Annotated in this window: 13 protein-coding genes; 4 read left to right on the top strand and 9 right to left on the bottom strand. The window is 35.3% G+C overall.

The annotated features are described in order from the left end of the window. Positions 1-1171, bottom strand: a 1171-nt coding sequence (locus RMN97_RS11680) for a TolB family protein (protein WP_409024893.1), incomplete at its 3' end; no start/stop codon positions are given. 95 nt (positions 1172-1266) lie between these two features. Further along, complete coding sequence (locus tag RMN97_RS11675) at positions 1267-4731, bottom strand: reprolysin-like metallopeptidase (protein WP_309614701.1); 3465 nt, start codon at positions 4729-4731, stop codon at positions 1267-1269. Positions 4732-4947: 216 nt separating this feature from the next. On the opposite strand from RMN97_RS11675, the gene RMN97_RS11670 reads away from it, so the two are divergent. Together RMN97_RS11670 and mtgA are read left to right on the top strand one after the other, a co-directional pair. Then, positions 4948-6063, top strand: a complete 1116-nt coding sequence (locus tag RMN97_RS11670) for an FAD-dependent oxidoreductase (RefSeq protein WP_309614700.1) — start codon at positions 4948-4950, stop codon at positions 6061-6063. A gap of 3 nt (positions 6064-6066) precedes the next feature. Further along, positions 6067-6747 (top strand): monofunctional biosynthetic peptidoglycan transglycosylase, encoded by a 681-nt coding sequence (mtgA, locus tag RMN97_RS11665; RefSeq protein ID WP_309614699.1) that lies wholly within the window; start codon positions 6067-6069, stop codon positions 6745-6747. A 52-nt stretch (positions 6748-6799) separates the two neighbouring features. Here mtgA and RMN97_RS11660 read toward each other — a convergent pair whose 3' ends face one another. From RMN97_RS11660 to RMN97_RS11630, 7 genes are all read right to left on the bottom strand, one after another. Next, positions 6800-7180: a DoxX protein gene (locus RMN97_RS11660; protein WP_309614698.1), complete on the bottom strand. Its 381-nt coding sequence runs from the start codon at positions 7178-7180 to the stop codon at positions 6800-6802. Positions 7181-7301: 121 nt separating this feature from the next. Beyond that, entirely contained in the window at positions 7302-9509 is a 2208-nt protein-coding gene (locus RMN97_RS11655; RefSeq protein ID WP_309614697.1) for a TonB-dependent receptor domain-containing protein, read from the bottom strand. A 61-nt stretch (positions 9510-9570) separates the two neighbouring features. Further along, positions 9571-9924, bottom strand: a complete 354-nt coding sequence (locus tag RMN97_RS11650; protein ID WP_309614696.1) for a hypothetical protein — start codon at positions 9922-9924, stop codon at positions 9571-9573. 241 nt (positions 9925-10165) lie between these two features. After that, positions 10166-11155: an aspartate-semialdehyde dehydrogenase gene (locus RMN97_RS11645; protein ID WP_309614695.1), complete on the bottom strand. Its 990-nt coding sequence runs from the start codon at positions 11153-11155 to the stop codon at positions 10166-10168. 283 nt (positions 11156-11438) lie between these two features. After that, complete coding sequence (mscL, locus tag RMN97_RS11640; RefSeq protein WP_309614694.1) at positions 11439-11840, bottom strand: large conductance mechanosensitive channel protein MscL; 402 nt, start codon at positions 11838-11840, stop codon at positions 11439-11441. Between the two features lie 59 nt (positions 11841-11899). Next, positions 11900-14374, bottom strand: coding sequence for a bifunctional UDP-N-acetylmuramoyl-tripeptide:D-alanyl-D-alanine ligase/alanine racemase (locus RMN97_RS11635; protein WP_309614693.1), 2475 nt, complete (start codon positions 14372-14374; stop codon positions 11900-11902). A gap of 9 nt (positions 14375-14383) precedes the next feature. Further along, a complete protein-coding gene (locus RMN97_RS11630; RefSeq protein ID WP_309614692.1) occupies positions 14384-15004 on the bottom strand; it encodes a thymidine kinase in 621 nt (206 codons plus the stop codon). A gap of 188 nt (positions 15005-15192) precedes the next feature. Between RMN97_RS11630 and RMN97_RS11625 the strand changes: the two genes are divergently transcribed. Next, positions 15193-16137, top strand: a complete 945-nt coding sequence (locus RMN97_RS11625) for a hypothetical protein (RefSeq protein ID WP_309614691.1) — start codon at positions 15193-15195, stop codon at positions 16135-16137. A gap of 69 nt (positions 16138-16206) precedes the next feature. Beyond that, complete coding sequence (gene rsmI / locus RMN97_RS11620) at positions 16207-16911, top strand: 16S rRNA (cytidine(1402)-2'-O)-methyltransferase (protein WP_309614690.1); 705 nt, start codon at positions 16207-16209, stop codon at positions 16909-16911. Positions 16912-16929: the final 18 nt, after the last annotated feature.

Below are 16929 nucleotides of genomic sequence, written 5' to 3'. Positions count from 1 at the left end.
GCAAAGTCAATTTAGAATAGGTTTCGTCATTGGTTTTGGTAAGCTGTGTAAATGTTTTTTTCTTAAGATTATAAGAATAAATTTCGGTTGCGTGATTCATATCAGTTCTTGAAACTATTACATTGTCTGCTGATAAACCTACAATATCATGAACATCAAAATCGCCGGAAGTAACTTGTTTTACGGTCACAGCAATTTTAGTTAAACCCGGGAAATTAACTTCAAACAATTGTAATGTACCATCAACAGCTGCTGTAAAATAGATTTTTTTACCATCAACACTCCATTTAAAACTTTCAACTGAGCCATCCCAATTGGCAGTCAAATTCATGTTCATTCCTTTGAAACTAACAATAATGTCGTTTTTATCAGCTTCGTAACCATCACGTTTCATTTGCAACCAAGTCAAATCACCATTTGGAGAAAAAGCAGGATAGGTATCATAACCTGGATTGTTTTCGGTTAAATTTTTTGTAACTTTTGTTTCAATATTAAATTCATACAAATCGGAATTAGTTGACATTGCATAAGCGGTTCCGAATTTCTTTTTGGAAACATAAATAATACTTTTGCTATCTGGCGACCAAATATAATCTTCATCTACACTAGAAGGTTTTTGTGGTGAATCGTATGGTTCCCCTTTCATGATATCAATCGGTGTTACTTTGCTTCCTTTATTTAGAGCATAAAAAACATGATTGTGTGTTCCGTTATTCCAAGTGTCCCAATGACGATAATCTAATCCGTCGTAAATTTGTGCTTCCGATTTGTCTAATTCCGGATAAAAGTCTTTACCTAAAACATTTTCAGTTTTAACTTCCTGATTGAACAAAATATAGTTACCATCTGGAGAAACATTTTTGTCTACTATTAAATCTTTAGTATCTGTTTCTTGAACTTCTACAGCATTACCGCCAGTAACAGGTATACTATAAAATTTAGAATTGGATTTGTTTTCTTCAACAACCGGTGTTGACACTTTGTAAACAATTGATTTTCCGTCTTTGGAAATTCCAAGAGCGGATACTCTGCCAAGTTTCCATAAAGTTTCCGGTGATAAAACCTGTTGTGCTGTTGCTGTTATACTCATTGTGATAACGGTTAAAAAAAGTATTCTATTACTCATGCGTAAATATTTGTTTTTTTGGTATTCGTGAATCTTCGATTTCATTATTACAGCTGATTTTTTAAAGGCCAAAAGTAGCAAAATTAATTAATAAAAAAAGCCACACTTTTCAGTATGGCTTTGTTATTTTTTATAAAAAATTATTCTTTGATAAAACGTTTTGTCAAAGTTGAAGTTCCATTAGAAACTTCAATTAAGAAAGTTCCGGTTTTCAATGAACCAACATAAATACTTTCGTTTTCAATTTTACCACTCCCTAATTCTTGTCCCATCATATTGAAAATTCTGTAAGTTGATTGAGATTCTAGGTTAGCAATGTTTAATACATCACCTTTTACAGGATTTGGATACAAGTTAAATGAAATTCTAGCACTACTAGTTTCGTCTATTCTTGCAGAAGAAGTAATGTTTACTGTGTAGTCTTCTACTTGACCATAAGAGAATGTTTCACAAGAAGTAGGAGTTCCATTGTATTTCATAGAAACTCTCATTCGTGTTGAGCCCAGTGTAGCTGTAGCAGGAATAGTGATTGTTCCTGTAGCAGGTGTTGTTTTAGAAGTTGCTTTAGTGAAAGCAGTTTCACCAGCATCAGCAAAATCTCCATCTTGATTATAATCTATAAATACTGCATAACCTTCTGTCCAGACAGTACTTGTCCATGCTGGAGTAATAGTGATTGTATTGGCAGAACCTCTAACAACATTTGTAGAAATAGCAGTGAAATTGGTATAACCTGTTCCTCCAGTTGAAATATTGTTAATTGTTCCGAATTGTACTCTTCCAATTTTTTCATCCACAACACTATTTCCTTGAGAAGTACAATAGGTTAAAGTTACCGCAAGGGTAGTAACACTAACCGTATTACTATCTGCAGAAACATTTCCAGCAGCATCTTTAGCTCTAACAGTGAATGTATATAATGTTGAAGCAGATAAACCGGTTATAGCATAAGTCGTAGCCGAAGTTGTTGAAGCTAAAAGTACACCACCTTTATAAACATCATAACCCGTCACGGCAACGTTATCAGCAGCACCAGACCAAGATAAATTAGTAGCTGTAGTTGTAGTTCCAGAGGCAGTTAATGTTGCGGCAGTCGGAGCAGTAGTATCTGGAGTTAATGTAGTTACGTTAACTGTGTTACTAGCAACTGAAACATTTCCTGCGGCATCTTTTGCTTGAACATAAAATGCATAAGCAGTTGAAGATGATAAACCAGTAGCAGCATAAGTTGTAGTTGCAGTCGAAGCTAAAAATACACCATCTTTATAAACATCATAACCTGTTACGGCAACGTTGTCAGTTGCACCAGACCATGATAAATTGGTTGATGTCAAAGTTGTTCCCGAAGCTGTTAATGTTGGAGCGGTTGGAGCTGTTGTATCCGGAGTCGGAGTTAAAGTTGTTACACTAACCCCATTGCTGGCAACAGAAGCATTTCCTGCAGCATCTTTAGCTTTTACAGTAAATAAATAGGTTGTTGAATTTGTCAAACCAGTTACACTATAAGATGTTGAAGCAGTTGAACCTAATAGAACGTCATCTTTATATATATCATATCCGGTTACAGCAACGTTATCTGTTGCGCCGGACCAAGATAAATTTGTTGTAGTTTCTGTTGTTCCAGATGCTGATAATGTAGGAGCTGTTGGAGCTGTTGTATCAGGAGCAGAACCAGCAGTAATAGTGAAGTTAGTATTTGAAACGTCAAAGAAAATATGATTCGTTCCTTTTACCATAATTCTATTAGTTGTTCCTGGAGTATTTGGAATGGTAACAGCTTGTGTCCCGTCATTTGGCGTAGCCGCTAATAAAGTAGTCCAAGATGTACCGGCATTTGTTGAGATCAAGATGTCAACATTGGCACAATTTACATTATTTGCTGTTGTTCCAGCAACATTCCAAGTTACTGTTTGAGTACTTCCACCAACGTAAGAAACTGCTGTGTTTGGAGAACTTACAGTAAATGGTCCAGCGGTTGCGTTAACAGTAACAATCATGTCATCACTATTATTCGCTGGTCCGCCAGCTCTGTTATCACGAACAGTTACTCTGAAGTTTAACGATCTTGCTACAGAAGATAAAGATTCTACAGTAAGTTCGCTTCCTGCTGTTGTTGTGGCACCAGTTAGAACAGAAGCCATTCTCGGGAAATATCTTGTTGGAGAAGTAGTAGAGTTATAAGATCTAAAGTTTACTCCTGTAGTTTTAGTAGCACTAGGTGCTGCAGACGTAGTTTGATTATCCATTTCTTCCCAGTTGTAAGTAAGGGCGTCACCATTAGCGTCTGTTCCGACAGCGGTTAACAAGAATGGAGTACTTTTTGGAATTGTATAATCTAATCCTGCAGAAGCAGTAGGTACAGCATTTCCTGTTGCGATATTTACAGAACAGGTTTTAGCTTTTAAATTATTTGTTACTTGTTGGATACTAATTGCATGAAAATAAGCATCAGAATGCGGTTGTACATCTAAAGAAGTAATACCGGCATAACCCATAATAGTTGAACCTGAGCCTGGTTCCATTTGAACTCCAGTTCCTTCATTGCTTTGAGTAAATGTGTGGTTAGCTCCCATTTGGTGTCCAATTTCATGGGCTACATAATCGATGTCAAAATTATCTCCTGATGGAATTCCGTCAGCCGGAGAAGTGATTCCGCTTCCTTTTCCACTTGAACAAATACAACCAATACAACCTGCATTTCCACCACCACCGGTAGCGCCAAATAAGTGACCAATGTCATAATTAGCTTCTCCGATAACAGATGTTAATGTTGATTGCAATTGAGAATTCCATTGTGACATACTTGAAGAAGCAGAATATGGATCTGTTGATGCGCTAGTATAAATAACTAAGTCTGTGTTTGCAATAATAATCAAACGAGCACCAAAATCTTTTTCAAAAACACCATTACATCTAGTGATAGAGTTATTGATGGCTGCTAAAGCTAAAGCTTTTGTACCGCCAAAATAAGTAGTGTATTCTCCTGTACAAGACATAGCTAAACGGAATGTTCTTAGCACGGCATCATCAGCATTAGGTCGTGCCATTGCATCGATTTGTGGAGCAACTTCGTCAATAACACTACACTCGAAGGGAGTAAGTGATTGCGCTTTATCTGATTTTCTATAAACGGTATATGTTCCTAAATCAGCAGAAATAGGCTCAATAAATACAGCAGATTTATCAGGAGAAAGCACCATTGATTTGAATCCTAGTGGAGAAACACTGAAATAAGCCGTCGCAGACGGATTGTCAATTCCAACTCCCATATAGGATTTAATTTGTGGATATCTCGCAGCTAATGCAGGATCCATATTAGAATTTTCGTAAACACGATATCTTTCTAAAACGCCATCCGCATTAGGAATAGATACTATGGTGTTCGAATCTTTACTATTTGCCCTTCTTGCAGGCGCATTGTTTAAATTTGTTTTCAGACTTAATAGGTTCAAGTTGAAAAGGTTGTTTTCAGGTAGTCGCATTCTCGAATCGAGTGCAACCATGTTATTTTTCTTAGTGGTGGCATTCCAAATTGTGGTTTTGTTTTGAGAAAAAGCCACGCTTGTTATTGTTAACAAAGTAACAATGAGTAATTTAAATTTCATAATTCAATTGTTTTGATTAAATATAGCGTCCAAAAATAGAATTATTTTTAATAAGTAAACGCAATAATTAATAAAAATATTTACAAATCGACAATCTACACCAATAATAGTTGCCACATCATTAAAAAACAAGTATAATTCGTATGAAAATGATAAAATTTCAAGATTTTGTTTTAAGTTGTATTTGAAAAATTTAATTTTAGAAAAAAATAAAGAATGAATCTTAGTTATTGGGAACTCAAAACTTGGTTTACAAATATAGACTTCACCATTGTTGGTAGCGGAATCGTAGGGCTACACTGCGCTTTGTCATTGCGAGAAAAATTTCCTGAAAGTAAAATATTGATTTTAGAAAAAGGAATGTTGCCTCAAGGCGCAAGTACAAAAAATGCAGGTTTTGCCTGTTTTGGAAGCCTTTCGGAAATTATTGATGATTTGAAATCACATAGTGAAGAAGAAGTTATTCAGCTTATTTCAAAAAGATGGAATGGAATGCAATTGTTGCGAAAAAATTTAGGTGATGAAACTATAGATTTCAAACCTTATGGCGGCTATGAATTGTTTCTTAAAGATGATGAAGACACTTATAATGATTGTTTGCAAAAACTACCTTTTATTAATGATTTATTAAAACCACTTTTTAAGAATGATGTTTTTGCAAAAGAAGTGGATCGTTTTGCTTTTGAAGGCATACGAAAAAACGTTGTTTACAATCCGTTTGAAGCCCAAATTGATACCGGAAAAATGATGAATGCCTTGTTGCAAAAAGCAATTGCAAATAATATTTTAATTCTGAACCAAGTTGAGGTAACTTCTTATGCAGAAAATCAGAGCAAAGTGGAAGTAGCTATAGGAGCTTTTAGTTTTACAACCAAAAAGTTGTTATTTGCTACCAATGGTTTTGCAGCAAAATTAACCAACAATCAGGTAAAACCAGCAAGAGCACAGGTTTTGATTACGGAACCAATTCCAAATCTGGATATTAAGGGAACCTTTCATTTGGATAAAGGCTACTATTATTTCCGAAATATTGACAATAGAATTTTGCTTGGCGGTGGAAGAAATTTAGCATTTGAAGCAGAAACCACGACAGAACTTGGTCAGACAGATTTAATTCAAAATCGTTTGGAAGAATTATTAAAAGAAGTAATTTTACCAAACACCGATTATAAAATTGCGCATCGTTGGAGTGGTATTATGGGATTAGGCTCGACCAAAAAACCGATTGTAGAACAATTATCGGAACATGTTTATTGCGGCGTTAGATTAGGCGGAATGGGAGTTGCCATAGGAAGTTTGATTGGTCAGGAATTAGCTGATTTAGTAAAATAAAAGATGATAAGAAAAATTTCTCGTTGGATTTGGAAAGCGATGCTTTGGTTTTTTGGACTTTCCATTTTATCAGTCATTCTATTTAAATGGGTTCCAATTCCGTTTACCCCATTGATGATTACTAGGATTATTGAATTTAAGTTAGATGGGGATGATGCTATTTATAGTCACAAATGGGTTCCATTAGAACAGATTTCTCCAAGTCTTCAAAAAGCAGTCATTGCGAGTGAAGACGGTAATTTTTTAAAGCACAGCGGTTTCGATTTTAAAGCCATGCAGAAGGCTTTTAAAAATAACAATAAAGGAAGAAGACTAAAAGGCGGAAGCACAATATCACAACAAACAGCCAAAAATGTTTTTCTTTGGCAAGGGAGAAGTTATGTTCGCAAAGGATTGGAAGCTTATTTTACAGTATTAATTGAACTAATTTGGGGAAAAGAACGTATCATGGAAGTTTACCTGAATAGCATAGAAATGGGTAATGGCGTTTATGGCGCACAAGAAGCAGCAAGACATTGGTATAGAAAACCGGCAAAAAATTTGACGTCGAGAGAAGCTGCAGGAATTGCGGCAATTTTACCCAATCCTAGAAAATTCAAGGCAACAAATTCCTCTTCCTATATTGATAGGCGAAAAGATAAAATCATGAGAGTGATGCGACAAATTGGAAAGATTGATTATTAAAGAAAACGTCCCAAACTATCGGGACGTTTTTTATTTTTATATCAAAATACTTTTAGTAAAATAAAGGTCTGTATTGTTGCCAATGTTTGAATATTAAAATTATATTGAAAACAACAACCAAAACAGCAATCGACAATCCTGGGATATCCAAAAATAAATGGAATAATAATATGTTAATGGAAATAGGGGCCAACAAAATTAGTGCAAAAGCCACCCATTTTTTTAGTAATAGCATAGCCCCAATAATTACTTCTAAAAAGCCAACAACAGGGAAAATATAACCAGTAGCACCTAGTGAATTCATAAATTGCCCAGCGGCTGTATTTGTATCTGGATGGTCCATAGGTAAAAAAGGATAAATCATATTGGCCCCAAATACAACGAGTGCCAAACCAAGTGAAACTCTAACTGTTAAAGTAAACATTGAATTCATAAAAATATTTTTTGAATTTATAATATAGTAAAAATAATACTAAAATTTTACAAAAAAAACGCTTTATTACTTAAAACATCACATAATTATGAACAATTTTATTAATATATAAAACAATATTTTATATATAAAAATTAATTCCCAGAATAATATTCCTTCCAATATTTGGAATCCCATCAGTCTTTAATCGCGATAAATGTGAGACATATGTTTTATCAAATACATTGTTAGCATTTAAATTGAAGTTGAAAGTAGCCTTATTAATAATAATCTTTCCACCTAAACCTAAATTTACCAATGTATAACCGTTAGTTCTGGTTTCAAATTCGCTGTTGTTGTTTTGTGCAAAAGTGCTTTCAATATTCAAAGTCGCAAAACCTTCTTTCAACCAATTTTTCATTTCAAATTCTCCTTTAAAAGTATTGTTCCATTTGTTGGTCGGAATTAGTGGCAGATTACTTCCATTGTCTTTTTTTCCAATAACCGTTTCAAAACTACTCGTAAAATGCAACCAATCTAAAGGATGCGGGTGAAAATGAATTCCGGCTTCGCCACCATATAATTTGGCATTCGCCTGAACATAGTCATAAACATTGTTGCCGTCAATTACGTTTCCATTCGGAGAAATAAAAATGTAGTTATTGATATGATTGTAAAAACCATTGGCAAACAACTCAAAATGCGAGCTTTTGTATTCCAAATTCAAATCGGTTTGCACATTTTGTTCGTTTTTTAAATTGGCATTTCCTATTTCATAACGATTACTTCCTTCGTGTACACCATTTGAAGTCAATTCTGCCAAATTTGGTGCACGAAAACCAGAAGCGACATTCAAACGCAATGTTAAATCATCAGCCAAATGGGTTTTGTAGCCTAATGATGCATTAAAGCTGTCAAAACTTTTATCAACACTTTCGAAATAACCTTCTTGCCCAATAATTTCATGAGTTTCACTCGAAACTTTTCGGTTGTCAAAACGAAGTCCGGCCTGTAATACATTTTTGCCGAATTCATAATTAGCCGTTCCAAAAATGCCAAAATCATTTGTTTTTGCATCCGGAATCAATAATGCTGTACCTAAATTTCTATTGGTTTGATGCATTCCCTGAATACCAACAATAGTTTCTACTTTGCCCATTTTAGGTAAATAATATTTCAAGTCATAATTGAATGTTCTCAATTTCATATGTAGTGAAGCCACGTTGCTGTCTTCAAATTCGCTTCGGTCATTGAAAATATAACCTAAATCAGCATCGAGTTTTGAGTTCTTGAAATAGAAATTATTGTGCAGGCTCAAAATATGATTGTCAACCGCTTGTTTAGGATAAGTAGTGGAATGGCTGGTAGATTGTTCATCTATTCCGTTTTCCGGAATTCCTAAATCCAACTTGTTGAAATTATAACGAAGCACACTTGAAAAGCTAGAGTTGCTATAACCTATTCCGGCTTTCAAATCGGTTTCGTTGTAACGCGTATTGGTTACTCTGTCACCATCAGCAATTTGATAATCGGCATGCGAATTGAAACTTCCACGTGCTAAAAATTTCCAGTTTTCGGTAGATGTTTTTAAACCCAAAGAAGTATTACTTCCTAAAGTATTCGAAAACAAGCGTTGACTAAAATCGGCTTTGAATTCTTTTGAATTTGCAAATTTTTCGGGATTGAAATATAAAACGCCACCCAAAGCATCAGAGCCATAAAGCAAAGAAGCCGGACCTTTGATGACTTCCACACTCTCAACTCCGGCATCGTTTAAACCCAAACCGTGTTCTTCACCAAATTGTTGATTTTCCAACCGAACGCCTTGTGAATACACCAAAACACGATTGCCGCTCAACCCACGAATGACAGGCTTTCCAATCGAAGTTCCAGTTGAAACTTGAGAAACTCCAGGAATGGTTGCCAAACCTTCAACTAGTGTTGCGGCTCCTTTTTGTTGTAATGATTTTACACTTTCGTGTTCCACTTTCATCACGTTTTGCGATTGTAATTTATTGAAAGCAGTGGAAACAATGACTTCATCCATGTGGATAATATTGTCTTCTAAAGTTATATTTTGAGTAATCTCTTTTTCTGAAATAGTTACAGAAATTAGTTTTGTAGCATAGCCAACAAAAGAAAAAGTAAGTTTGAAAGTTCCATTTGGTAAATTACTTAAAACATAGTTTCCACTAAAATCAGTGATAGTTTCCTTATGGATTTCAGGAAAGGAAACGATAACGTTTGGTAATGCTTTATTGTCTTTGTCGGAAACCGTTCCAACGATTTTGTTTTGCGCAGTTGCAACAAACGAAAGTCCCATCAATAGGGCAATATATAATGATTTCATAAAATAATTTTATTGATAAATAAATACTTGACCGAAGCTATTTCGGTTCAGATAAATTTGTTTAAACAATAAAACTTGGTGGTGCTCTCAGCGCGAAAAGACTTCCTCGGAAAAATTGAGTAATTTCTTTGGAATAATAAGAGTAATATTTTGTAACGACTTCAACTTTTTGAGAAGTAAAAGTTAGTTTAGAAGGTGAAACAAAACTGCTAAAAGTAAATTCACAAGTAAAACAATGATCAAATCCATCGTGCGCGTGAGTGATTTCGGTTTTGTGATGGTGATAGTTATGGTAACAGTGTTTTTCTGAAAATTGTTTTTCCAAATGGCTCATAGCATCAAAAGACTGAAACAGTATTGCCAGCAATACCACTAATCCCATGATTGAATTTACTATGAGAAACCTTTTTTTCATTGATGCAAATGTAAACTATGCCCAAAGAAAAACCGTTTGATTTTAACAAATTTTATGATTTGCAAAACCAAACGGTTGTCCTTTTTACCACATAGAGACATAGAAAAAAGCGTTTATAGAAAAATAAATTTTTAAAACATAGCTATTGTGTTCTGAAATAGAGCGAAGCTACTTTTTAAAGTTTTGAAAATCTATGATTCTATGTGGTTAAATTATATTTTAATAATAATGGAAATCAGATTTAAAGTAATTTATTCGCCACTAAATATTCCGCAATCTGAATCGTATTTGTAGCAGCACCTTTTCTCAAATTGTCTGATACTATCCACATGTTTAAAGAGTTTGGCTGACTTTCGTCACGACGAATTCTGCCTACAAAAACATCATCTTTTCCTTGAGCATACAATGGCATCGGATACGTATAAGTATCATTGTTGTCCTGAACGGTAACGCCATCGGTATGGTGCAAAATGTTGCGGACTTCATTCACATCAAAATCAATTGAAAACTCTACATTCACGGCTTCACTATGACCGCCAACAACTGGAATTCTGATCGCAGTTGCTGTAACAGCGATGGATTTATCGCCAATAATTTTTTGAGTTTCGCGCACCAATTTCATTTCTTCTTTGGTGTAACCATTATCTTCAAAACTATCGCATTGTGGAATAGCATTTCTGTGAATTTGGTATTTATACGCCATTTCACCCTGAACACCAGCATACTCATTTTCCAATTGTTTTACGGCTTTTACTCCGGTTCCTGTGATAGATTGGTAAGTAGAAACTATTACACGTTTGATGTTGTATTTTTTATGCAATGGTGCTAAAACCATCACCATTTGAATAGTTGAACAGTTTGGATTGGCTATGATTTTGTCTTCCTTAGTTAATTCAGACGCGTTGATTTCAGGAACTACCAATTTTTTAGTTGGATCCATTCGCCATGCTGAAGAGTTGTCAATAACTGTAGTTCCGGCTTCGGCGAATTTTGGTGCCCAAGCTAAGGACGTTTCACCACCAGCCGAAAACAAAGCGATATCCGCTTTCATGTCAACAGCGGTTTGAAGACCAACCACTTTATATTTTTTCCCTTTGAATTCAATTTCTTTTCCAACAGATTTTTCAGAAGCAACAGGAATCAATTCCGTTACCGGAAAATTTCTTTCGGCTAAAACTTTAAGCATTACTTCTCCAACCATTCCGGTTGCGCCAACAACAGCAACTTTCATATTTTTATGTTTATCGATTTATAAATTTTTGAAATACAAAAGTATGTAGAAAAAAGATAATAGAATATAGAAGAAAGAAAATAGAAGAAAGAAAGCAGAAAGTAATATCCTGAAAACCAGAAAACGCGAATTCTAGCCCCGATAGGAGCGGTATCCTTTTTTGAAAAAAAAGATGTAGCGGATAGCGGGAGTGAATGTCCTGAATAAGAAAAATGCTGTGCTCCTGAAAAGAAAACCGCCTCAATTAAGAAGCGGTTTGATTAGAATATATAATGTAGCGGTATTATTTTTTTAACAAATCTCTAATTTGTGTAAGTAATTCTTCTTGAGTTGGTCCCGCTGGAGCTGGAGCTTCAACTGGTTTTTTAGTTTTGTTGTATGCTCTTATAATCATAAACATTACAAAACCAATCACAACTAAACTGATGATGGAATTAATCCAAGCACCATATCTAACTGCGTTTTCGGGAGAAGTGACAGCACCGGCTGCATCTTTAACTTCTGGTGATAAAACATATTTTAGTGCAGAAAAATCCATTCCTCCAGTTAACATTCCAACTAAAGGCATTGCTATATCTGCAACAAAACCGTTTACTACGGCACCAACGGCGCCAGCCATGATTACGGCAACTGCGAATTCAATCACGTTACCCGTCATAATAAAACTCTTAAATTCTTTCAACATAATTATTTTGGTTTATTGGTTAGTGAGACTAAAGTAATAAAATTTTTAACAGTTTGTTATTATTCTCTAAAAAAAACTCTTTTGACACGTTGCGAAATGCTGGTCAAAATTTCATAAGCAATCGTGTTTAATTGTTTCGCCATAAAATTCACAGTTGGGTTTTCACCAAAAATAATTACTGTATTTCCTTCCTTGCAATCAATGGCGGTGACATCAACCATCAACATATCCATGCAAACGCTGCCTACAATTTTGGCTTGTTTTTGATTAATCACGACATAACCAACACCGTTACCCCAACTTCTGCGAATGCCATCAGCATAGCCAATCGGAATTGTAGCAATTATAGTTTCTTTTTCTGCGATAAATCTTCGTCCATAACCTACGCTTTCGTTTGCGGAGATAGTTCTGATTTGAGAAATAACCGATTTTAAAGTGCCTACATTTTCCAGTTCTTTTTGTTCATCCGTATCATTGGAAATTCCATATAAACCAATGCCTAATCGAACCATATCATATTGTGCTTCGGGATAATTGGTAATACCGGAAGTGTTTAAAATATGTCGAATAGGTTTTATGTTTAATTCCGTTTGCAGCTGTGAAGACAATTTTTCAAATAAGGCAATTTGAGATTTCGAAAACGCATCCTGTTTCAAATCGTCACTGGTTGCCATGTGCGATAAGATACTTTTAATTTGTACGGTTTCGTTTCCTTTTAGAATTTGAATTAAATCTTCCAGATTTTCTTCCTCAAAACCCAAACGATGCATTCCGGTATCAATTTTAATATGAATTGGAAAATGCTTTAATTTCCTTTGTTCGGCAATTTTCAAAAAAGCTTTTAATCCTTTTATCGAATAAATTTCCGGCTCTAAATGATGCTGAATAATAGCAGCAAAACTTGTCGTTTCTGGATTTAAAACCATAATCGGAACTGTAATTCCGGCATTTTTCAGCGAAATTCCTTCATCGGCGAAAGCCACACCAAGATAATCTACTTTGTGATGCTCGAGTAATTTTGCAATTTCAAAACCACCATTTCCGTAGCCAAATGCTTTGACCATCACCATCATTTTGGTTTTTGGCTTTAACTTCGATTTGAAAAAACTCAGATTGTGACCTATAGCGTTGAGATTAATTTCTAAAACAGTTTCATGTGTTTTCTCTTCTAGGATTGAAACAATTCTTTCAAAATTAAAATCGCGCGCCCCTTTAATTAATATGGTTTCATTTTCAAAATTCAGATTGTCAAAAGCGTTCGTAAATTCGGCTACATTTTTAAATGTATCACAATTGATGAACTTATTTTTAAACTGCGAAATAGTTTCGCCAATGCCAATCACACGGCTTATTTTATTCGAAATAATTAACTGAGAAACTTGAGAATATAACGCTTCATTGCTCAAACCGCTCTGAAAAATATCCGAAAGAATAATGGTTTTCTTTTTGTGTTGCTTTTGATTTTCCAAAAAGTCCAACGCAATTTTTAGCGATTGAAAATCGGAACTGTAACTGTCGTCTATAAGTGTGCAATTGTAAATACCGTTTTTCACTTTCAAGCGCATTTCTACCGGATACAGATGGGCCATTCTTGTTTGAATTACTTTCTGGTTGTAACCAAAATACAACATCACCATCATGCAATGAATGGCGTTTTCCACCGAAGCCTGGTCCTGAAACGGAATCGTAATTGGGAAAGTATCTTCTCTATACGTAACTTGTAATTCGGTTAGTTCGCCTATATTTTTTTTGGTAATAAAAACATCAGCACTTTTATCGTCAGAGCACCAGCTAAATAGTTTTATTTTTGGATTAACAAAAGCGCAGATGGTTTTGTTTTTATTCAAAATCAACACATTTACCGAAACAAAAAGTTTTAATTTTTCTTTAATTTTTTCGGCCACGCTACTGAATCCTTCATCGTGAGCCGAGCCAATGTTGGATAAAATCCCAATCGTTGGTTGAATAATTTTCTGCAGTTTTTCCATTTCATTCGTCTGCGAAATTCCTGCTTCAAATATGCCTAAATTATGTTTTTCATTAATACCCAAAATCGAAAGCGGAACACCAACTTGTGAGTTGTAACTTTTTGGACTTCGAATAATATTGTAATCCGGGCTCAAAAGAAAATTCAGCCATTCTTTGATGATTGTTTTTCCGTTGCTTCCAGTAATTCCGATAATTGGAAAATCAAATTGACTGCGATAAAATGCCGCAAATTTCTGTAATGCATCAAGTGTATTTTCAACAACTAAAAAATCAGCTTTAGCTTCGCTCAGTTCGGCGTTGCCTCGGGTTCCAGAAACAGTTGAAGGAATTTTAGTTACCACAAAATGTTGGACGCCTTTCTGAATAAGTTCTCCTATATAGGAATGCCCATCATGATTTGGTCCTGAAATGGCAAAGAACAATGTATTCTCATCATTTTGTAAGGAGCGACTATCAATGGAAATATATTCAACAATAGCAGTATTATTTTGTCCAACCCACTGGGCTTTTATGATTGGAACAATATTTCGGATGGTTAGTATCAAGAATAGGATTTATTTTTCGTCTGATAAATGTTCAGGATCTTTTACAATCATGTTTTGCCTCATGGCATTAAAGTAGGCTGCCCGGCTCAACGGTTCATATTCCTCGGTTTCGCCTAGCATGACTAATTTATCGTTGTCATTTTTCCTAAAACTATAATGCGCTAAGTTTCCGGTGCGTGTACAAACCGCATGAACCTTGGTAACATATTCGGCAGTTGCCATTAGGGCAGGCATTGGTCCGAAAGGATTCCCTTTAAAATCCATATCTAATCCAGCTACAATCACTCGAATGCCGGAGTTTGCTAAGTCATTGCAAACCGCCACAATTTCATCATCAAAAAACTGGGCTTCATCAATACCAACAACGTCACAACCTTGCGCTAATATTCTAATATTGGCCGCTGCCGGGACAGGCGAAGAGCGGATTTCGTTTTTGTTGTGCGAAACTACCATTTCTTCATCGTAACGCGTATCGATCGAAGGCTTGAAAATTTCCACTTTTTGTTTGGCAAATTGAGCTCTTTTCAATCTTCGGATGAGCTCTTCGGTTTTACCCGAAAACATCGAACCGCAGATGACTTCAATCCAACCAAATTGTTCTTTATGATTTACTGTATTTTCGAGAAACATTTTGTATTTTTCTTGCGCTAAAAATGAATAGTTTTTATTACTTTGTCACGGAAACAAATCGACTTAAAATTTTCCTATTTTTACGTCGATTCAAATGTAGAAAATTTTTAATTAAGGTAACTTCTTCCCAAGGTTAAATAAATTGGAGAAGAAGAAAATTAACTAAAGCTCAGCAATTTCAAAATAAGATGAAAAAAAGATTAGAATCTGAATTAATCAGCATTGCGCACCGAATTTTAAAGCTAAAAAACAAGTCGGAAGTCGACCAGTTGTATAAAGAAACGCAAAAATTATATGAAACCTTGACTGTTTTAAAGTTCTATCAGGACAATTTTGAATCGGTAAAATCAGATGTGTCGTCAGCAGTTTTGGAAGAAAAGCTTGAGCTATCACTTGAAGTGGAAGAAACGCCAGAACCATTAGTGGAAGTTAAAGAGGATATTGTGGAAGCAGTTCCTGAGACTGAAGAACAGATTGAAGCGGCACTTGCCGAAGAATCAATGGTTTCGGAAGAAGTAGAAGACACGAGCGATAGCGAATTGGAGGAGCAAACTGCGGAAGAAACATTGGAAGAAGAGCTAACTTTGGAGGAAGAAGTTGTTGTAGAAGACACCCGAGCCGATACCGAAGCTTCGGGAGAACTGAGCGAAGCTAAACCTTCTTTTGAACCTATTTTTGAATTAGAAGTGGAGGAGGAAGAAGAGCCGGAGCAAGATATTCCGGTAGAAGTTGCTTTCGAGTCTCAGCCTGAAGAAAAATTAGAAGATCATATCGGAAAATATGCTGATCCTGTTTTTGTAAAACCAAATGAAGTGTCTTTATTTCCTTCAGAGGCTAAAGAAGAAGATAAACAAGAGTCTGAAGAAGAAACTCCAAGAACCCAAATTACACATGATGGAATGTCAAAATCAATTGCGATTGGATTGAACGACCGAATTGGTTTTGTACAGCATCTTTTTAACGACAGCAACGAAGATTTTAATCGTGTGATTTCTCAATTGAACACTTTTGACACCTTTGAAGAAGCCAAAAACTTCATCAACGAAATGGTGATTCCCGATTATAATTATTGGGTTGGCGAAGAAGATTATATCGAACGATTCATGGAAATTGTCGAGAAAAAATTCTCTTAAAAATTTACATACAGATTAGCACAGAATTAATTTGTGAGAATTTGTAAAATTTGTGGTTAATTCATTCCTATGTCAAAATTATACATCGTTCCAACGCCTATTGGCAATCTTGAAGACATGACTTTTAGAGCCATTCGCGTTTTGAAAGAAGTCGATTTAATTTTGGCAGAAGACACACGAACTAGCGGTAAACTTCTAAAACATTTTGAGATTTCTACACATATGCACAGTCATCATATGCACAACGAACACAAAATCGTTGCCAATTTGATTACCCGTTTGCAAGCTGGAGAAAACATTGCATTGATTTCTGATGCGGGAACTCCAGCCATTTCTGATCCTGGATTTTTGCTAACACGAGCTTGTGTCGAAAATAATATTGAAGTCGATTGTTTGCCTGGCGCAACAGCTTTTGTTCCCGCTTTGGTAAATAGCGGTTTGCCCAATGATCGATTTGTCTTCGAAGGATTTTTACCCGAAAAGAAAGGAAGACAAACCCGATATTTGGCACTAGCCGAAGAAAACAGAACAATGATTTTTTATGTTTCACCACATAAATTAGTAAAGACCTTAGCTGAATTTGTGCAGTATTTTGGAGCCGACAGACAAGTTTCTGTTTCCAGAGAATTATCCAAACTACACGAAGAAACTATACGCGGAACTGCAGAAGAAGTGCTAAAACATTTCGAAGCAAAACCTCCAAAAGGTGAGATTGTTGCTGTGGTTGAAGGGAAGAACAAAGAAAATAGAACAAAGAAAATAGACTCAGAATAGTTATCCCTAGTCTTTATT

Source organism: Flavobacterium sp. (assembly GCF_031381455.1).
GTDB lineage: Bacteria > Bacteroidota > Bacteroidia > Flavobacteriales > Flavobacteriaceae > Flavobacterium.
The sequence above is the reverse complement of the archived record's forward strand: the minus strand, read 5'-3'. Positions and strand labels throughout refer to the sequence as shown.